The sequence below is a fragment of the Micromonospora sp. NPDC000121 genome (genome assembly GCF_042899165.1).
Classification (GTDB): Bacteria; Actinomycetota; Actinomycetes; order Mycobacteriales; family Micromonosporaceae; genus Micromonospora.
This window is the reverse complement of sequence record NZ_JBIAZP010000001.1, coordinates 606,767-625,455: the sequence shown is the minus strand read 5'-3', so window position 1 is coordinate 625,455 and position 18,689 is coordinate 606,767. Positions and strand designations below refer to the sequence as shown.

The 18,689-nt window shown below is 73.9% G+C and carries 13 protein-coding genes; 3 read left to right on the top strand and 10 right to left on the bottom strand.

Annotated features, from left to right (window positions below):
* Nucleotide 1: 1 nt before the first annotated feature.
* The 3 genes from ACFY23_RS03000 to tmk form a co-directional block, all read right to left on the bottom strand.
* Entirely contained in the window at nucleotides 2-331 is a 330-nt protein-coding gene (locus ACFY23_RS03000) for a YbaB/EbfC family nucleoid-associated protein (protein ID WP_350684280.1), read from the bottom strand.
* 143 nt (nucleotides 332-474) lie between these two features.
* Nucleotides 475-1,779, bottom strand: coding sequence for a DNA polymerase III subunit delta' (locus ACFY23_RS02995; RefSeq protein ID WP_350684279.1), 1,305 nt, complete (start codon nucleotides 1,777-1,779; stop codon nucleotides 475-477).
* Nucleotides 1,779-3,878 carry a dTMP kinase gene (gene tmk / locus ACFY23_RS02990; RefSeq protein WP_350684288.1) on the bottom strand — a complete coding sequence of 700 codons (2,100 nt, stop codon included), beginning with the start codon at nucleotides 3,876-3,878 and terminating at the stop codon, nucleotides 1,779-1,781. The genes ACFY23_RS02995 and tmk overlap by 1 nt, the downstream gene beginning before the upstream one ends.
* A gap of 299 nt (nucleotides 3,879-4,177) precedes the next feature.
* Here tmk and ACFY23_RS02985 point away from each other — a divergent pair, with 299 nt between their 5' ends.
* Complete coding sequence (locus ACFY23_RS02985) at nucleotides 4,178-5,386, top strand: amino acid deaminase/aldolase (protein ID WP_350684278.1); 1,209 nt, start codon at nucleotides 4,178-4,180, stop codon at nucleotides 5,384-5,386.
* Between the two features lie 110 nt (nucleotides 5,387-5,496).
* Here the strand turns inward: ACFY23_RS02985 and ACFY23_RS02980 are convergent, their stop codons facing one another.
* Nucleotides 5,497-6,072 (bottom strand): TetR family transcriptional regulator, encoded by a 576-nt coding sequence (locus ACFY23_RS02980; RefSeq protein ID WP_350684287.1) that lies wholly within the window; start codon nucleotides 6,070-6,072, stop codon nucleotides 5,497-5,499.
* Nucleotides 6,073-6,297: 225 nt separating this feature from the next.
* On the opposite strand from ACFY23_RS02980, the gene ACFY23_RS02975 reads away from it, so the two are divergent.
* The gene (locus ACFY23_RS02975) at nucleotides 6,298-7,611 is read left to right on the top strand and encodes a D-arabinono-1,4-lactone oxidase (RefSeq protein WP_350684277.1); all 1,314 of its coding nucleotides are present in this window, start codon (nucleotides 6,298-6,300) and stop codon (nucleotides 7,609-7,611) included.
* 116 nt (nucleotides 7,612-7,727) lie between these two features.
* Here ACFY23_RS02975 and topA read toward each other — a convergent pair whose 3' ends face one another.
* The 6 genes from topA to ACFY23_RS02945 form a co-directional block, all read right to left on the bottom strand.
* On the bottom strand, nucleotides 7,728-10,571 hold the full coding sequence (gene topA / locus ACFY23_RS02970) for a type I DNA topoisomerase (protein ID WP_350684276.1): 2,844 nt from the start codon (nucleotides 10,569-10,571) through the stop codon (nucleotides 7,728-7,730).
* A gap of 420 nt (nucleotides 10,572-10,991) precedes the next feature.
* Nucleotides 10,992-11,696 carry a hypothetical protein gene (locus ACFY23_RS02965; protein ID WP_350684286.1) on the bottom strand — a complete coding sequence of 235 codons (705 nt, stop codon included), beginning with the start codon at nucleotides 11,694-11,696 and terminating at the stop codon, nucleotides 10,992-10,994.
* Nucleotides 11,693-12,235 (bottom strand): hypothetical protein, encoded by a 543-nt coding sequence (locus ACFY23_RS02960; RefSeq protein ID WP_350684275.1) that lies wholly within the window; start codon nucleotides 12,233-12,235, stop codon nucleotides 11,693-11,695. Before ACFY23_RS02960 ends, ACFY23_RS02965 begins: the two co-directional genes overlap by 4 nt.
* Nucleotides 12,236-12,347: 112 nt before the next feature.
* Nucleotides 12,348-14,702: a sodium-translocating pyrophosphatase gene (locus ACFY23_RS02955; protein ID WP_350684274.1), complete on the bottom strand. Its 2,355-nt coding sequence runs from the start codon at nucleotides 14,700-14,702 to the stop codon at nucleotides 12,348-12,350.
* A 378-nt stretch (nucleotides 14,703-15,080) separates the two neighbouring features.
* The gene (locus ACFY23_RS02950; protein WP_350684273.1) at nucleotides 15,081-15,515 is read right to left on the bottom strand and encodes an ATP-binding protein; all 435 of its coding nucleotides are present in this window, start codon (nucleotides 15,513-15,515) and stop codon (nucleotides 15,081-15,083) included.
* Nucleotides 15,515-15,871, bottom strand: a complete 357-nt coding sequence (locus ACFY23_RS02945) for an STAS domain-containing protein (protein WP_091099109.1) — start codon at nucleotides 15,869-15,871, stop codon at nucleotides 15,515-15,517. The genes ACFY23_RS02950 and ACFY23_RS02945 overlap by 1 nt, the downstream gene beginning before the upstream one ends.
* Before the next feature lie 351 nt (nucleotides 15,872-16,222).
* Between ACFY23_RS02945 and ACFY23_RS02940 the strand changes: the two genes are divergently transcribed.
* Nucleotides 16,223-18,655, top strand: coding sequence for a DEAD/DEAH box helicase (locus ACFY23_RS02940; RefSeq protein WP_387035887.1), 2,433 nt, complete (start codon nucleotides 16,223-16,225; stop codon nucleotides 18,653-18,655).
* The last annotated feature ends 34 nt before the right edge of the window (nucleotides 18,656-18,689 follow it).

The window sequence follows — 18,689 nt, the reverse complement described above, 5'->3', positions numbered from 1 at the left end:
CTCAGGCTCCCGCCAGCGGACGGTAGGCGGCGAAGGTCTCGTTGTGCAGCTTCTCCCGGGCCCACTGGGCGGCGTCGGCCGCCGCGGTGACCGCGGCCTGCACGGAGCCGGCGACGTCTCGGGGGTTGCGGGTGTGCAGCGGGCCGAGGAACCGGACGTCGGTGATCCGCCCGCCGGCGGTGACCACCACCTCGACCAGCCCGTCGGGCGACCGGACGGTGACCTCGACGGTCGCCACCGCCCGGTCGAACTCGGCCTGGAGGGACTCGATCCGGCGGTAACGCCGCACCGCCTCCTCGATCCAGGCCTCGTCGATCTCCCCCCGCGACATCGGCGGACTCCTCCCGAACAGGCCATCACTGAGCGTGCCGCCACCGTCACGGCACATCGGACCGTACCGCACAGCAATTGCGGCTGTCGATGCCTGTGGACAACCGAAGCGGTCGCGGGATCCGGCCCGTGCGGGACGGGCGGTCAGCCCTTCCAGAGCGCGAGCATCATCGCCTCGACGGCGATCCGGGGCTTGACGTTCGCCTCGATCGCCGCCCGGCACTCCAGCACCGCCTCCAGGCGGCGCAGCGACCCCTCGGCGTCCCACTTCTGCGCGCCCGCCCCGGCCAACGCGGCGGTGTCGGTGTGCACCGGCGCCACGGGGGCGCGCAACGCCATGGTGAGCGCGTCCCGGTAGAAGCCGGCCAGGTCGACCAGGGCCCGGTCCAGCGCGTCCCGCTGCGCCCGGGTGGCCCGCGACTTCTGCCGCTTCTCCAGGTCCTTGAGCTGGCCGGCGGCACCCCGGATCGCGCCCGCCGCGCCCCGCCCGGTGCCGCCGGCGCCGAGCGCCGTCTCCAGCGCCGCCCGCTCGGTCGCGTCGGTCTCCGCCACCGACGCCGCCGCCTCCGCCTCGGCCGCCTCGATGAGCGCCGACGCCGCGTCGAACGCGGCCCCCACGCCGGTCAGCCGGCGCGGCACCGCGAGCACCGCCTCCCGGCGCGTGCGCGCCTCCGGGTCGCGGGCCAGGCGGCGGGCCCGGCCCACGTGCCCCTGCGCGGCCGCCGCCGCCCACCGCGCCACGTCGGGCGCCACGCCGTCCCGGCGGACCAGCACCTCGGCCACCGCCTCGGCCGAAGGCTGCCGCAGCGGTACGACCCGACAGCGCGACCGGATCGTCACCGAGACGTCGTCCGGGTGGGTGGACGGGGCACAGAGCAGGAAGACCGTACGCGGCGGCGGCTCCTCGACGGCCTTGAGCAGCGCGTTGCCGGCGGCCTCGGTGAGCCGGTCCGCGTCCTCGATGACCACCACCTGCCACCGCCCGCCGGACGGGGTGCTGGCGGCGCGCATCACCAGCGCCCGCATCTCGTTGACGCCGATGGAGAGCCCCTCCGGCACCACGAGCCGGACGTCGGCGTGGGTGCCGGTCATGGTGGTGTGGCAGCCGGGGCACTGGCCGCAGCCGGTGCCGTACGCGCACTGCAGGGCGGCGGCGAAGGCCCGGGCCGCCACCGACCGGCCCGACCCGGGCGGCCCGGTGAAGATCCAGGCGTGCGTCATCCCCGCCCCGGAATCGACGGCGGCACCCGCCCCCGCGCCCTCGGCACCCGCGTGCTCGGCGCCCGCGTGCTCGGCCTCCTCGGCGAACGCGTCGAACTCGTCCCCGGCGGCGTCGGTCGTGGGCGGGACGGCGGCGGCGCGCAGCACGGCGGCCGCCGAGGCGGCGGCGCGGCGCAGCGTGTCGACCGCCTCGTCCTGCCCGACCAGGTCGGCGAAGACGTCCGACATCAGGTCCGATGCTCCATCGTCACCAGCTCCGATTCGGATAACTCCGGCTGCACCGAGGTGTCCGGCCCCTGCGCGGGGCGCGGGTGCACGATGCCGCCGGGGGCACCCAGCATCTCCTCGACCCGTCGGGCCACCTGCTCGGTGATCTCCTCGACCGGGCGGGACGCGTCGAGCACCAGGTAGCGCTTCGGGTCGGCGGCGGCGAGGTCGAGGAAGGCGTACCGGACCCGCTCGTGGAAGGCGACCGACTCGGCCTCCACGTGGTCGGCCGCCTCGGCGCGGGACGCCACCCGGGACAGGCCGGTGCGCGGGTCGACGTCGAGCAGCACCACCAGGTCGGGCTTGAGCCCTCCGGTGGCCCAGGAGGACAGCCAGGAGACCTCGTCGACGGGGAGCGTCCGCCCCGCCCCCTGGTACGCCAGGGACGAGTCGACGTACCGGTCGCTGATCACCACCGCGCCCCGGACGAGCGCCGGCCGGACGACGGTGGCCACGTGGTGTGCCCGGTCGGCGGCGTAGAGCAGCGCCTCGGCGCGCGGCGACGGCACGTCGGACCCGGGCGCGCCGAGCAGCAGGGACCGGATCCGCTCGCCGACGGCGGTGGCGCCCGGCTCACGGGTGACCACGACGTCGCGCCCCTGCCCGCCCAGCCGCTCGGCGAGCGCGGCGAGCTGGGTGGACTTGCCGGCGCCCTCGCCGCCCTCGAAGACCACGAAGAGGCCGGCGGAGACGAACGGCTCGGCCGGCATGAGCGGGCGGCCCCGGATGGAGCCCCAGAGGTCGGCCAGTACGGGGACGCCCTTCTTGTCGTCCATCTGCCCGAACGCGCTGACCCCGGCGAAGATGCCTGCCGCGCCGGCGGCGAGCAGCAGCAGCCGGGTGGAGGAGATCGAGACGCCCAGGTCGGCCAACTCCAGCCGGCGGGAGCCGCCGACACCGGCGAGCAGGCTGCTCAGGCCGATCGCGAGGATGAGCACCAGCCGGGTGCCGATCTGCACCACCGCGAAGACCCGGCCCCGCACCTCGTCGGCGATCTCCCCGCCGAGCAGCGTGGTGCCGGCGAGGAAGGCCATCCCGGCGCCCGCGCCGACCAGGATCGCGCCGGCCATCGCCATCGACAGGTGGATGGCGAAGGCCAGGGTCATCACCGAGGCGCTGGCCAGCACGATGCTCATGCCGAACCAGCGCCGGCGGGACATGTCCTTGACGATCATCGGGCCGAGCCCGATGCCGAGCGCGAGACCGACGAAGATGGCGCCGAAGAGCAGGTAGAAGGCGGCGTCGCCGGCGCCGAGCGAGGTGGCGAAGAACTTGGCGGTGCCGATCACGATGCCACCGCCGGCGAAGGCGCCGAAGATGCCGAGCACCAGGCCGCGCACCAGCGGGGTCTGCCCGATGAACCGCCAGCCCTCCTTGAACTGGCGCAGCATGCTCTGCTCGGTGCCGCCCCGCTCCGCGGCCTGCCCCTGGCTGATCTCCTTGATGCCGTACGCCACCACCAGCGCGGTGGCGAGCCGGGAGAACGCGTTGAACCAGAGCGCCAACTGGGCCGGCTCGGCCCAGTCGGGGAACTCACCGCCGGTCACCCCCCGGACGCTGCGGTCGAGCACCGCGATGACCAGGGCGGCGAGGACCGGGGTGAGGCCGTACGTGGTGATCAACGTGAGCTGGTTGGCGCTCTCCAGCCGGGCGCGCGGGATCAGGTTGGGGACCGCGGCCTCCTTGGCCGGGATCCACAGCAGCGTGATCGACTCGATCAGGAAGGTCGCGACCGTGGCCCAGCCGACCGTCACCCCGCCGGGGGCGTCGAGCAGCGCGACCAGCGGGATCGAGGCGAAGAGCAGGAAGCGCAGCACGTCGCAGATGACCATGGTCCAGCGCCGGTCGAACCGGTCGGCGAGCACGCCGGCGATCGGGCCGAGCACCAGCGCCGGCAGCAGCCGGATGGCGATGACGCCACCGAAGGCGGCGCCCTTGGCGGCGCTCCCCTCGACCTGGGAGGCGGCGAAGACCGACGTGGCGAGCAGGCCGAGCCAGTCGCCGAACGACGCCGCGCCGAGCACGATCCACAGCCGGCGGAACGGGGTGATCCGCAGCACGGAGCGGATGCCGGCGTAGCCGGACAGGTCGGCCTTGGGCTGGTCGGTGGTGCTGCCGGGCTTGCTCGATGACGGCGACACGCCGGGCGACTCGCCGTTGAACTGGCTTTCGATGGCCGTACCTCCACGTGCCGGCCCATCGCTGGGCAGTCCCGGTGGAACACTCTAGACCCGGTGGGGGACCTCCCCCGCCGCGACATTCTCCTGCTCGCCGAGCCTAGGCCGCCGCGGCCACCGCCGTCAGCCCGGACAGACGCGAGGGTATTTCGCATTCACTCCCAGACAGTTAGCGTGCAGACGTGGCCAGCGAAAACGACAGAATTCGTGAGCGGCTCGACCGGGCGACCGCGCATCTCGACCCGCCGTACGCCGTGGTCGACCTCGCCGCCTTCGACGGCAACGCCGCCACGCTGGTCGGCCGCGCCGGCGGCAAGCCGGTCCGCGTCGCCAGCAAGTCGGTCCGCGCCCGGGAACTGCTCGGCCGGGCGCTGGGGCGGCCCGGCTGGCGCGGCGTGATGGCCTTCACCCTGCCCGAGGCGATCTGGCTGGTCCGCGCCGGTGTGACCGACGACGCGCTGGTCGCGTACCCCACCGCCGACCGGGGCGCGCTCGCCGAACTGGCCGCCGAGCCGGCGCTCGCCGCCGCCGTCACGCTGATGGTCGACGGCACCGACCAACTCGACCTCGTCGACGCCGTGTGCCCTCCCGCCAGGCGTCCCGAGCTGCGGGTCTGCCTCGACCTGGACGCCTCCTGGCGACCGTTCGGCGGGCGGGTGCACATCGGGGTGCGCCGCTCGCCGGTGCACAGCGCCCGGGCGGCCGGCGCGCTCGCCGCCACCGTCGCGGGCCGCGCCGGCTTCCGGCTCGTCGGGCTCATGTCGTACGAGGCCCAGATCGCCGGCCTCGGGGACGCGCCGCCCGGGCGGGCGGTGCTCGGCTCCGCGATCCGGCTGGCCCAGCGCGGGTCGTACCGCGAGTTGCTGGCCCGCCGGGCGGCGGCGGTGGCCGCCGTACGCGAACACGCCGACCTGGAGTTCGTCAACGGCGGCGGCACCGGCAGCGTGGCCGCGACCAGCGCCGATCCCGCGGTCACCGAGGTCACCGCGGGATCGGGCCTGTACGGGCCGACGCTGTTCGACGCCTACCGCGCCTGGCGTCCCACCCCGGCGGCGTTCTTCGCCTGCGCGGTGGTCCGCCGCCCGGCGCCCGGCCTGGCCACCGTGCTCGGCGGCGGCTGGGTCGCCTCCGGCCCGGCGGAGGACAGCCGGCTGCCCCGCCCGTGGCTGCCCGGCGGGCTGAAGCTGGTCGGCCCCGAGGGGGCGGGCGAGGTGCAGACCCCGCTGGCCGGCACGGCGGCCGCCACCCTGCGGATCGGTGACCGGGTCTGGTTCCGGCACGCCAAGGCCGGCGAGCTGTGCGAGCGCGTCAACGAGCTGCACCTGGTGGAGGGGGATGGGGTCGTGGCCACCGTGCCCACCTACCGGGGCGAGGGCCGCGCCTTCCTCTGAGACTCACCGTCCCGGCGCACCCCGGGCCGTCCTGCCGTCGTTCCGCCCGGCGCACCCCGGGCCGTTCGCGTCCCGTCCCGCCGCCCACGCACCCGGGCCGGCGGCCCGGGTCAGCCGGGCTGGCCGGCGTCGGCCGGGGCGTCGACCTGCCGGTGCAGGTACTCCCGGATCAGCGCCTTCGCCTCGGCCAGCACCCGCTCGTCACCCTCGGGCTGCCGACGGAACGCCAGCTTGATCAGGGCGTCGGCCGTCTCCACGGCGATCTCCAGGTAGAACTGGAGGTCGGGGACGTCGGTCAGGCCGAAGCGCTCGCCGAGCACGCGGGCCAACTGGTCCGCGATCACCCCGTTGTTGTCCCGCTGCTCATCGAGCAGGTGCAGGTCGACCACGTCGCCGAAGTGCAGGGTACGGAATCCCGGAACGGTGCGGTGCATCGTGATGTACTCGTCGATCCCGGCGTCGACCCCGTCCCACCAGTGGGTCAGGTCGTCGGAGGCGAAACGCTCGTCGAGCCGCTGGAGGTAGGACTCCATCGTGCGCAGGGTGAGCGCCTGCACGATCGCCCGCTTGTCCGGAAAAAACTGGTACACCGACCCGATCGCCACCTCGGCGCGCTCGGCGAGCAGGGTCGTGGTGAGCCCCTCGTACCCCACCTCGTCGACGAGTTCGGCACAGGCGTCCAGCATCCGCTGGACCCGCGCGACACTTCGACCCTGCACCGGTACGCGGCGCAGCGGCCCGGCTGTGGCGGCTGGTGTGGACACTCGGCGCCACCCCCCTTCGACGGATGAACATATCTGCACGTCACGAGTTCGTGACTACCGGTACAACGAGCAAGACTCGATTGCGGTATTTACCTGCGACAACGTTCCTGATATGAAGTCAGTTCACATTCATGTCGAGGAGTGTGCATGGCCGGCACCGCAGCCTCCACCGCCGCCTGGTCCAACTGGGCCGGCAACCAGCGTGCCACCGCCACCGCCATCCTGCGCCCCACCTCCCTCGCCGACGTGACCGAGGCCGTCCGCGCCGCCGCGACGACCGGAGACCGGATCCGGGTGGTCGGCAGCGGCCACTCCTTCACCGGCGTCGCGGTCGCCGACGGACGGCGGATGGAACTGACCGCACTGGACACCGGCGTACGCGTCGACGTCGGTCGCCGACTGGTCACCGTACCGGCCGGGATCACCCTGTGCGCGCTGAACGACCTGCTCGCCGCGCACGGTCTCGCGCTACCCAACCTGGGCGACATCGACGCGCAGACGATCGCCGGGGCGATCTCCACCGGCACCCACGGCACCGGCGCCGCGTACGGGTGCCTGTCGACGTTCGTCGAGGCGCTCACCCTCGTCACCGGCACCGGCGAGGTGCTGCGCTGTTCCGCCGACGAACACCCCGACGTCTTCGCCGCCGCCCGGGTCTCCCTGGGCGCCCTCGGCGTGCTGGTCGACGTCACCCTGCGCTGCGTGGACGCCTTCGTGCTGCACGCGCACGAGCGGCCGGCGCCGCTGGACGCCGTGCTGGCCGGCCTGCCGGCGCTGGTCGACCGGCACGACCACGCGGAGTTCTACTGGTTCCCGTACACCGACCGGGTGCAGGTCAAGACCAACGACCGGGTGCCCGCCGACGACCGGCCGCTGCCCCGGTGGCGCGGGTGGCTCGACGACGACTTCCTGTCCAACACCGTCTTCGAGGGCGCGTGCCGGCTCGGCCGCGCCGTGCCTACGCTCGCGCCGCGCATCAGCGCGGTCTCGGCGCGGGCGCTCACCGAACGCCGCTACACGGGCCGCTCCGACAGGGTGTTCTGCACTCCGCGCCGGGTCCGCTTCGTGGAGATGGAGTACGGGCTGCCGCGCGAGGCGCTCGGCGAGGCGCTCGGCGCGCTCCGGCGGATCGTGGACGGCCTGCCGTTCAAGGTGCTCTTCCCGGTGGAGGTGCGGTTCACCGCCGCCGACGACATCTGGCTCTCCCACGGGTACGGGCGCGAGTCGGCGTACGTGGCGATCCACCAGTACGTCGGCATGCCGTACGAGCCGTACTTCCGCGCGTTCGAGCAGGTCGCGGAGGGGTTGGGCGGTCGCCCGCACTGGGGCAAGCTGCACTGGCGCGACGCCGGGTCGCTGGCGCCCGCGTACCCCCGCTGGGCGGACTTCCAGTCGGTCCGCGACCGCCTCGACCCCGACCGCCTCTTCACCAACCCCCACCTCACCCGACTCCTCGGCTGAGGTGGCTCCCGCCCGACACCCTGGACGGCTCCGGCGCGGCGTGCGTGCCGACCGAGGTGCACCGGCCCCCTCCAGGGGCCACCACCTTCCAGGATCCTTCCGCGCGGAGGGCCGGGTCAGTCGGCGGTGGTGGTGGCCTTTCGGGGGGCCGCCTTCTTGGCCGGGGCCTTCTTCGCCGTCGTCGCCTTGGCCGTCGTCGTCTTCTTGGCGGCCGTGGACTTGGTCGCCGCGGCCGTCTTCTTCGTGGCCGTGGCCTTCGTCGCCGTGGCCTTCTTGGCGGGCGCCTTCTTCGCGGCGGCCTTCTTCTTCGGCGCCGGGCCCTTCGCCCGCTTCTCGGCGAGCATCTCGGAGGCTTCCTCGATGCTCAGCGCCTCCGGGGTCTGGCCCCGGCGCAGCGACGCGTTGGTCTCGCCGTCCGTGACGTACGGGCCGAACCGGCCGTCCTTGATGACCAGCGGCTTCTCGGTCAGCGGGTCGACGCCCATCTCCCGCAGCGGCGGCGCGGCGGCCCGACGCTGGCGGGTCTTCGGAGCGGCCAGCAGGGCCAGCGCCTCGTCCAGCGTGACGGTGAACATCTTGTCCTCGGAGTCCAGCGAGCGGAACTCGTCGCCGCGCTTGACGTACGGGCCGTAGCGGCCGTTGTTCGCGAAGACCTCGACGCCGTCCGGGGCCACGCCGACCAGCCGGGGCAGGCTGAGCAGCTTCAGCGCCTCGTCGAAGGTGAGCGAGTCCGGCGACTGCGAGCGCAGCAGCGACGACTTGCGCTCGCCGCTGGCCACGTACGGGCCGAAGCGACCCGACTTGAGCAGGATCGGCTCGCCGGTGGCCGGGTCGTCGCCGAGCTTCCGCTCGCCCCCGCCGCCGAGGAACAGCTCGTGCACCTTCTCCGGGGTCAGCTCGTCCGGCGCCAGCCCCTCGGGGATCGGCGCCCGGTCGCCCTGGCCGCCGCCCTCCTCGCCCTCCGCGGCGGGCGCCGGCTGCTCGCCCGGCACCGCCCGCTGGAGGTACGGACCGTAGCGGCCGACCCGGACGACGACCTCGCGGCCCTCGTCGTCGGTGAACAGCGGGATCGAGTTGACGCTGCGCGCGTCGATCTCGCTGAGGTTCTCGGTGACCAGCTTCTTCAGCCCCCCGGAGCGGGCGATGTCCCGGTCGCCGGCGCCGTTGGCGCTGCCGAAGTAGAACGCGGTGAGGAAGTCGACCGCCGCGTGGTCGCCACCGGCGATCTCGTCCAGCTCGTTCTCCATGCTGGCCGTGAAGTCGTAGTCGACCAGCCGCGGGTAGTGCCGCTCCAGCAGGCCGATCACGGCGAACGCCAGGAACGACGGGATCATCGCCTGGCCGCGCTTGAAGACGTACCCGCGGTCCTGGATGGTCTGCATGATTGACGCGTACGTCGAGGGACGGCCGATGCCCAGCTCTTCGAGGGCCTTGACCAGCGACGCCTCGGTGTAGCGCGACGGCGGCTGGGTGTGGTGGCCCTGCGCGGCCAGCTCGTCGGCGGTGAGGGGCTGGTCCTTGACGAGGGTGGGCAGCCGCCGCTCGGCGTCCTCGGCCTCGGCGTTCTCGTCGTCGCTCGACTCGACGTACGCGCGCAGGAAGCCCGGGTCGGTGATCGTCTTACCGGTGGCGCCGAAGTCGGCCTCCTCCTGCGCGGAGGAGACGGCGCGGATGCGCACCGAGACGCTGGAGCCGACGGCGTCGGTCATCTGCGAGGCGATGGTGCGCCGCCAGATCAGCTCGTAGAGCTTGAACTCCTCGGCCGACAGCTCCTTGGCCACGTCGCCCGGGGTGCGGAAGTTGTCCCCCGCCGGGCGGATCGCCTCGTGCGCCTCCTGCGCGTTCTTCACCTTGCCGGTGTAGCGGCGCGGCTCCGGCGGCACGCTGCGCTCGCCGTACAGCTCGACGATCTGCCGGCGGGCCGCCGCGATGGCGGTCTCCGACAGGTTCACCGAGTCGGTACGCATGTAGGTGATGTAGCCGTTCTCGTAGAGGCGCTGCGCGGTGCGCATCGTCTGCTGCGACGAGAACCGCAGCTTGCGGGCCGCCTCCTGCTGGAGCGTGGAGGTGATGAACGGCGCGTACGGGCGACGCCGGTAGGGCTTCTCCTCGACGCGGGTGACGGTGAACGGCCGACCCTCCAGGCGGGCCGCGAGCCCCCGGGCCCCGCCCTCGTCCAGGTGGACCACCCCGGCGCCGGCCTTCACGCGACCCGTGGTCGGCTCGAAGTCCTTGCCGGTGGCGATGCGGTCGCCGTTGAGCGCGACCAGGGTGGCGTTGAAGTTGCGCGGCCCCTCGCCGGCGTTCGCCACGGCGAGGGTGGCCAGGATGTCCCAGTACTCGGCCGTGCGGAAGGCCATCCGCTGCCGCTCCCGCTCCACCACGATCCGGGTCGCCACGGACTGCACCCGGCCCGCCGAGAGCTTCGGCATGACCTTCTTCCACAGGACCGGAGAGACCTCGTAGCCGTAGAGCCGGTCGAGGATGCGGCGGGCCTCCTGGGCGTCGACCAGATCCCGGTCGATCTCGCGCGGGTTGGCCACCGCCGCCTGGATCGCCGGCTTGGTGATCTCGTGGAAGACCATCCGCTTGACCGGCACCTTGGGCTTGAGCGTCTCCACCAGGTGCCAGGCGATCGCCTCGCCCTCGCGGTCCTCGTCCGTCGCCAGGAAGATCTCGTCGACCTCCTTGGCCAGCTTCACCAGCTTGCTGATCTGCTGCTTGCGGTCGGCGGAGACCACGTAGAGGGCGTGGAAGCCGTTGTCGACGTCCACCCCGAGCCGCGCCCACGGCTCGCCCTTGTACTTCGCCGGCACGTCGGCGGCGTTGCGCGGAAGGTCCCGGACGTGGCCGAAGCTGGCCTCCACGACGTACCCCGGGCCGAGGTAGCCCGAGATCGTCTTGGCCTTCGCCGGTGACTCGACGATGACCAGACGGGTGGTTCCAGCGTTGCTCGGCACGTCTCTCCCCGACCTCACTCCTGCTCGCAGCCGCGCGGTGCCCGGTTGGGGTCCGCTTCCGACCCGCCGGCCCCCGGCGGTCCGGATGTCCAACGTAACGCGCTGCCCACGTTTCGGGTTTCGCGGGCGGCAAACCGCCCCCGGCGGAGCGGCACCTTCTCTCCGGCGGTGCCGGACGGCGCCACCGTACACCGTGCGTGTGCCGGAAGGCGTGACACTGTGACGATGGCGGACCCTCGGCCGACGCGCCACCCGGCCGTTTTCCTGCGGATTCCCGCATCCGGCTGTCCCGGATCGGACATCGGCGGGGCGGGACGGGTCAGGGCCGGCAGGCGGGCCGGGTCAGGGCCGGCGGGGTGAGACGGGCCGGGGCCAGCCGGCCGGGGCCAGCCGGCCGGGCCGGCCGCAGAGCGGGCCGGGTCAGGGCCGGGCGGGCCAGGCCGCCGGCGGGGCGGCGGGCGGCGGGTCGCCGACCAGCTCGGCCAGGCGGGCGAGCCGGCGGCGGCCGGTGATCCGGTACGCCGGGCCGCCGTCAGCCGGCCCCAGCAGCGCCCCGGACAGGCCGACCGCGGCGAGCGCGCCGCCGACCGGCTCCCAGCACTCCTCGTCGGCCGCGCCGAGCCGGAGCAGGTAGCCGGGCGGCTCGGCCACCCCCGCCGCGGCGAGCCAGAGCCGCAGCCGCCGGCCGTTGAGGTGGAAGCCGGCGGGCGGACGCTTGCCGGAGCCGCGCAGCCAGGCCACCGCGAGCGGCTTCAGGGTCCGGGCGTACGAGGTGCGCACCGCGTGCCGCCCGTCGGCGGTCGCCTCCCAGGTGGCCGCCACCCCACGCAGCGCCAGCTCGGCGACGAGCACGTGCACGCGCCAGGCGGCGTCCACGACCACCGACAGACGGGCCGTCCCGCCCATCCGGACCACCTCGCCCGGACCGGCGAGCAGCCCGGCGAGGTCGGCGAGGGACGGGTCCGCCGCGTCGGCGGCGAAGAAGGGCAGTTGCCGGGCGGAGTCGTCGGCGTCGACCGACGGGGGCGGGGCGGCCCGGCGGGGCGCCGGCGCCACCCGGTCCGGCTCGGGGGCCGGGAAGAGCGCGGGCGGCGTCAGGCCGTCCGACCCACCGGTCCCGCTCAGCGACACTCCGGCACCTCGTCGAAGGCCCGTTTCAGCTCCTCCGAGTTGAGCCGGCTGGTGTCGAGCGCGCTGGCGTCGTACTCCTTGTTCAGGGTGTCCACGGCGGCCCGGACGCCGTCGTAGAAGGCGGCCGGCTGGCCGGTGCTCAGCCCGTCGATGGTGTCGCGCGCCCGGCCGTACGCGTCGCGCATCTTCTCCAGGGACTCGCGGAATCCGGCGGAGACCTCCGCGCCGTGCTCGGCCTCCGGGATGCCGGCCTGCTCGACCTTGCGCCGCGCGGTCTCGCTGGCCTGCTCCGCGCCGCCGAAGAGCCGCACCAGGTTCTCCTTCGCCTGCGCCGGGGTGGTCTGGGCGGTCATCTGCTGGTCGGTGCTGCTGGTCAGCTTGCTGATCTCGGCCCGCCACGGGGTGAGCGCCGAGCAGACCGACGCCGCCCACGCCTGCGGGCTGGGGCCGCCGCCGCAGCCCGCCAGCACGAGGGCGAGCGTGGCCAGGACCACCGTGAGCTTTCCGGCGGTTGTCGCCCGGCACGTGCGCATGCGAAGCAGCGTACGACCTGTGTCGAGCCGGGGCACCGGTCAGGTTTGCCGGGCGGCACGGACAGTCCCCGGCCGGCCACGCGGGCCGACCGGGGACCGGACGCCGGACGGATCAGGCGTTGACCGTCTCCGGCCGCTGGTCCGGGCTGCCCGCGCCGGTGCCGGCGCCGGAGTCGGACATCGCCACGCCCTTGCGCTTGCTGAACACCACCGCCGCGACGACGATCAGCGTCGCCGCCACGGCGATGCCGACCCGCAGGGCGGTGTTCTTCTCGTCGCCCACGCTCCATGCCACCACGGCCGGCGCGATCAGCAGCGAGACCAGGTTCATCACCTTGATCAGCGGGTTGATCGCCGGGCCGGCGGTGTCCTTGAACGGGTCGCCGACGGTGTCGCCGATGACGGTCGCGGCGTGCGACTCGGAGCCCTTGCCGCCGTACGCGCCGTCCTCCACCAGCTTCTTGGCGTTGTCCCAGGCGCCACCGGAGTTGGCCAGGAAGACCGCCATCAGCGTGCCGGCCCCGATCGCCCCGGCCAGGTACGCCGCGAGCGCGCCCGGCCCGAGACCGAAGCCGACCGCGATCGGGGCGAGGATGGCGAGCAGGCCGGGGGTCATCAGCTCGCGCTGCGCGTCCCGGGTGCAGATGTCGACGACCTTGCCGTACTCGGGGCGCTGGGTGCGGTCCATGATCCCGGGCAGCTCGCGGAACTGCCGGCGGACCTCCATCACGACCGCGCCGGCCGAGCGGGAGACCGCGTTGATGGCCAGCCCGGAGAAGAGGAAGACCACCGCCGCGCCGATGATCAGGCCGACCAGGTTGCGCGGGTTGGCCACGTTCAGCGAGTTGAGGATCTCGGCGCCGACGTCGCCCACCCCCGCGTCCGAGTACGCGGTGCGCAGCGTGTCGGTGTAGGAGCCGAAGAGCGCCGTCGCGGCGAGCACCGCCGTGGCGATCGCGATGCCCTTGGTGATCGCCTTGGTGGTGTTGCCGACCGCGTCCAGCTCGGTCAGCGTCCGGGCGCCGTGCTCGTCGATGTCGCCGGACATCTCCGCCACGCCCTGGGCGTTGTCGGAGATCGGGCCGAACGTGTCCATCGCGACGATCACGCCGACCGTGGTGAGCAGGCCGGTGCCGGCCAGCGCCACGGCGAACAGCGAGAGCGTGATGGAGCTGCCGCCGAGCAGGAACGCGCCGAACACGCCGGCGCCGATCAGCAGGGCCGAGTAGACCGCCGACTCCAGGCCGACGCTGATGCCGGCGAGGATGACGGTGGCGGGGCCGGTCTGCGAGCTCTTGCCGATGTCCTGCACCGGGCGCCGGTCGGTCTCGGTGAAGTAGCCGGTCAGCGCCTGGATCGCGGCGGCCAGCACGATGCCGATGACGACCGCGCCGATGGCGACGACCCGCGGGTTCTCGTCGACGTCGGTCAGCCCGCCCTCCAGCTCCGCGAAGGTGGCCGGCAGGTACGCGTACGTGGCGACCGCGACCAGCACCGCGGACAGCAGCGCGGAGATGTAGAAGGCCCGGTTGATCGCGGTCAGGCCGCTGCGGTCCGAGGCGCGCAGCCGGGTGATGAAGACGCCGACGATCGCGATGAGCACGCCGATGGTGGAGATGATCAGCGGGAAGACCAGGCCCTGCTCGCCGAAGGCGGCGCGGCCGAGGATCAGCGCGGCCACCAGGGTCACGGCGTACGACTCGAAGAGGTCGGCGGCCATGCCGGCGCAGTCACCGACGTTGTCGCCCACGTTGTCGGCGATGGTGGCGGCGTTGCGCGGATCGTCCTCGGGGATGCCCTGCTCGACCTTGCCGACCAGGTCGGCGCCCACGTCGGCGGCCTTGGTGAAGATGCCGCCGCCGACCCGCATGAACATGGCGAGCAGCGCCGCGCCGAAGCCGAAGCCCTCCAGCACGGTCGGCGCGTCGCCCCGGTAGAAGAGCACGACCAGCGCGGCGCCGAAGAGGCCGAGCCCGACGGTGAGGAAGCCGACGACGCCGCCGGTGCGGAAGGCGATCTTCATGGCGCCCTCGCGGCCGCCCTGCCGTTCCCGGGCGGCGGCGGCGACCCGCAGGTTGGCCCGGGTGGCCAGCCACATGCCGGCGCCGCCGATGAACGCGCTGAACAGCGCACCGACGACGAAGAAGGCGGAGCGCCCGATCTTCACCGCCGTCTCGTTGCCGTCGGTGTCGTGCACCGGCAGCAGGAAGAGCAGCACCACGGCGATGACCACGAAGATCGCCAGGGTACGGAACTGCCGGAGCAGGTAGGCCGAGGCGCCCTCCTGGACCGCGCCGGAGATCTCCTGCATGTTCGTGGTGCCCTTGCCGGCTGCCAGTACGGCCTTCGTCAGTGCCGCGGCGAAGGCGAGCGCCACCAGCGCGATCACCGCGGCGATGACGACGTACGTGACGTTGTTTCCGGTGAGGGAGATCCCGCCGCCCTCGGCGGCCAAGGTGTCGGACATCTGTGTCCTCCTGTACCGAACGCTCGCGCCGGCCGGTGGAGACGCACCGACCCGGCGCCTGGATGCGGATTCGCAAGCGCGCGCCAACCCACCCCGGCGGATCAGCGATGACACCGTTCCCGCTGGTTGCGGGATGCGATCACTTGCTGACAACCCGCGTACTGTAGCCCTCCGCAGTGTCGGAGGTCACACCGAGGGGGCACCCTGTCTCGATGATCTTCGTCGCTGTGTTATGAGGAAAAATCTGATATAGGGGTCCGTCCATGACAAGGAGGCCGCGCCCCTACCCGGGACGCGGCCTGACGGTGCGCGACGCCCTCTGCCGGAGGGCGGTGGAGAATCGCCCCGACCCTCGCCGGGGGCCGGGGCGGCCCAGCTTCAGCGGCCCACGGGCCAGACCATCCGCACCTCGGTGCCGATGCCCTCGTCGACCGGGCGGACCTGCAGATCCTCGACGAAGCCGGCGAGCAGCGCGAAGCCGACGCCGGTGGTGAGATCGTCCTCGTTGAGTGACTCGTTGGCGAGCTGGTCGGCGTCCAGCGCGGCCAGGCCGAGGCCGGCCTCGATCGGCGCGCGGTCGACCACCCGCACCGCGTACGCCCCGCTGTCGGACATCTCGACGAGCACCGGGTCCGGCACGCCGTACTGCCGGTGCAGGGCGACCGCGCGCGTGCACGCCTCGCCGATGGCCAGGCGCACCTCGTCGAGCAGGTCCTCGCGGACCCCGGCCCGCCGCGCGACCGCCACGCCGACCAGGCGCGCGGTGCGTACGTGCACCGGGGCCGGCGAGAAGGAGAGCCGGACCGTGGCCATCACGCGCCAGCGCCGGCCGGGCCCGCGCCGATCGCCGCGTCGACCGTCGGATGCAGCGGGAAGACCTGGTCGAGCGCGGTGATCCGGAAGATCTTGAGCAGCGGCTCCTTGTCGCAGACCAGGGCGAACGAACCGCCGGCCGAGCGCAGCCGCTTCAGCGCGCCCACCAGCACGCCCAGGCCGGTGGAGTCGAGAAAGTCGACCCGGCCGAGGTCGACCACGACGTGGCGGGCCCCGCCGTCGATCAGTTCGAGGAGCCGTTCCCGCAGCCGGGGGGCGGTGTAGACGTCCACCTCACCGCCGACCTCAAGCACTGTGTGCTCGCCCACGGTGCGGGTCGCCAGCGACAGCTCCATCGGTCCTCCCTCGCAAGAGCCGTAAACTCTCCTGGGCATCTAACCATCCCCGCCGGATACGGCTCTGCTCACCGGCGGAGGCATCCCCATACCCCGGGCCCCCGCTTTTCATCTCCGAACACCAGTGCGAGAGTGCAGGACGTGACCTCCGACGACTTCAGCTCGGCGCGTCTGACGCCGCGCCACGACCTGAAGCCGTCGTCCGACATCTCCGGCTCGGCGCGCCCGCCGTCAGGCCACGACCTGAAGCCGTCGTCCGACATCTCCGACTCGGCGCGCCCGCCGTCAGGCCACGACCTGAAGCCGTCGTCCGACATCTCCGGCTCGGCGCGCCCGCCGTCAGGCCACGGCCTGAAGCCGTCGTCCGAGGTCACCGTATCCGCGGGCACCGGTCCCGGGCGATCGCCCGCCGATCTGCTGGGCCGGCTGCGCGCCCGCAACGGCGTCGATCCGGTCACCCACGTCGAACGGGTCCCGGCCCGGGCCGGCGAGCCCGCCCCCTGGCCGGGCTGGGCGCCCGAGGAGCTGCGCGCGGCGTTCGCCCGGCGCGGCGTGGTCGCGCCCTGGCGGCACCAGGCCGAGGCCGCCACCCTGGCGTACGACGGCCAGCACGTGGTGGTCGCCACCGGCACCGCGTCCGGCAAGTCCCTGGCCTACCAGCTCCCCGCGCTGGCCACCCTGCTCGCCGACCCCCGGGCCACCGTGCTCTACCTGGCGCCGACGAAGGCGCTCGCCGCCGACCAGTTGCGCGCCGTCGCCGCGCTGGAGCTGGAGGGGGTACGCCCCGCCTGCTACGACGGCGACACCCCGCGCGCCGAGCGGGAGTGGATCCGGCGGCACTCCCGGTTCGTGCTGACCAACCCGGACATGCTGCACCACGGCATCCTGCCCGGCCACGCCCAGTGGTCCGGGTTCCTGCGCCGGCTCGCGTACGTGGTGATCGACGAGTGCCACACCTACCGGGGTGTCTTCGGCTCGCACGTCGCGCACGTACTGCGCCGCCTGCGACGGCAGTGCGCCCGGTTCGGTCGTACACCCGTGTTCGTGCTGGCCTCCGCCACGTCGGGCGACCCGGCGGCGGCGGCCGGTCGGCTCACCGGGCTGCCCGTCGCCGCCGTCACCGAGGACACCTCGCCGCGCGGCGGGGTGACCTTCGCGCTCTGGGAGCCCCCGCTGCTGCCGCCGGAGTCCCACGCGGACCAGCCGGCGGACCTCACCCAGGTCCGCCGGTCGGCGCTGCGGGAGACCGCCGACCTCCTCGCCGACACGGTCGCCGAGGGGGTACGCACGCTGGCCTTCGTGCGCTCCCGGCGCGGCGCCGAGGTGGTCGCCGCGAACGCCCGGCGCGCCCTCGACGAGGCGGTGCCCGGCCTCGGCGACCGGGTGGCCGCCTACCGGGCCGGCTACCTGCGCGAGGAGCGACGCGAGCTGGAGCGCGCGCTGCTGCACGGCGACCTGCTCGGGCTGGCCTCGACCAACGCGCTGGAACTGGGCGTCGACCTGATCGGGCTCGACGCGGTACTGATCTGCGGTTACCCGGGCACGCGGGCCTCGCTGTGGCAGCAGGCCGGCCGGGCCGGGCGCTCCGGGCAGGAGGCGCTCGCCGTGCTGGTCGCCCGGGACGACCCGCTCGACACCTATCTGGTGCACCACCCGGAGGCGCTGTTCGGCCGGCCGGTGGAGGCGACCGTGCTCGACCCCGCCAACCCGTACGTGCTGGCGCCGCAGCTCGCCTGCGCGGCGGTCGAGGCGCCGCTGACCCCGGCCGACCTGGAACTCTTCGGCGACGGGGCCAAGGAGGCGGTGGACCAGCTCGTGGCGGCGGGGGCGCTGCGGCAGCGGCCGACCGGCTGGTACTGGCGGCACCGGGAACGGCCGGAGGTGGACCTGCGCGGCGAGGGCGGCGAGCCCGTCTGCGTGGTCGAGGCGGCCACCGGGCGGCTGCTCGGCACCGTCGACGGCGGTTCGTCACACTTCCTGCTCCACCCCGGCGCGGTCTACCTGCACCAGGGCGTCTCGTACGTGGTCGACTCGCTCGACCTGGCCGACGGGTGCGCGCTGGTGCACCCCGAGGAGCCGGACTGGTCCACCCACGCCCGGGACGTCACCTCGCTGTCGGTGGTGTCGGTCCGCTCGTACGTGGACGCCGGGCCCGTCGGCCTCTTCCTCGGCGAGGTCGACGTGACCAGCCAGGTGGTGTCGTACCAGCGGCGGCGGATCGCCTCCGGCGAGGTCATCGACACCCGCCCGCTGGACCTGCCGGCCCGGGAACTGCGCACCGTGGCGGTCTGGTTCACCCTGTCGCCGCAGTCCCTGGCGGCCGCCGGCGTGGAGCCGGCCGACGTGCCGGGCGCGCTGCACGCCGCCGAGCACGCCGCGATCGGGCTGCTGCCGCTCACCGCCACCTGCGACCGCTGGGACATCGGCGGGCTCTCCACCGCCGTGCACCCGGACACGGAGGCCCCGACGGTCTTCGTCTACGACGGGCACCCCGGCGGGGCGGGGTTCGCGGAGCGCGCGTACGGGACGGCGGCGGCCTGGCTGCGGGCCACCCGGGACGCGATCGCGGAGTGCGGCTGCGAGACGGGCTGCCCGTCCTGCGTGCAGTCCCCGAAGTGCGGCAACGGCAACAACCCGCTCTCCAAGCCGGACGCGGTGAAGGTGCTGGACGTGGTACTCGCCAACCTGCCCGACGGCGTACCGGCGCCCCGCCCGGCCGGGGATGCCGGCGCCGTCCCGGATCCTCGCCGCGCCGCGGCGGGCGACGCTCCCGTCCGGGACTGACCGGTCGCCAAGCGCTTTGCCGTCCCGCGCGGCG

Coding starts and splice junctions, on each gene's coding strand:
- ACFY23_RS03000 (WP_350684280.1), bottom strand. CDS start 331: ATGTCGCGGGGGGAGATCGACGAGGCCTGGATCGAGGAGGCGGTGCGG.
- ACFY23_RS02960 (WP_350684275.1), bottom strand. CDS start 12,235: ATGCGCACGTGCCGGGCGACAACCGCCGGAAAGCTCACGGTGGTCCTG.
- ACFY23_RS02975 (WP_350684277.1), top strand. CDS start 6,298: ATGGCCGGCACCGCAGCCTCCACCGCCGCCTGGTCCAACTGGGCCGGC.
- ACFY23_RS02955 (WP_350684274.1), bottom strand. CDS start 14,702: ATGTCCGACACCTTGGCCGCCGAGGGCGGCGGGATCTCCCTCACCGGA.
- ACFY23_RS02950 (WP_350684273.1), bottom strand. CDS start 15,515: ATGGCCACGGTCCGGCTCTCCTTCTCGCCGGCCCCGGTGCACGTACGC.
- ACFY23_RS02945 (WP_091099109.1), bottom strand. CDS start 15,871: ATGGAGCTGTCGCTGGCGACCCGCACCGTGGGCGAGCACACAGTGCTT.
- ACFY23_RS02995 (WP_350684279.1), bottom strand. CDS start 1,779: ATGTCGGACGTCTTCGCCGACCTGGTCGGGCAGGACGAGGCGGTCGAC.
- ACFY23_RS02980 (WP_350684287.1), bottom strand. CDS start 6,072: ATGCTGGACGCCTGTGCCGAACTCGTCGACGAGGTGGGGTACGAGGGG.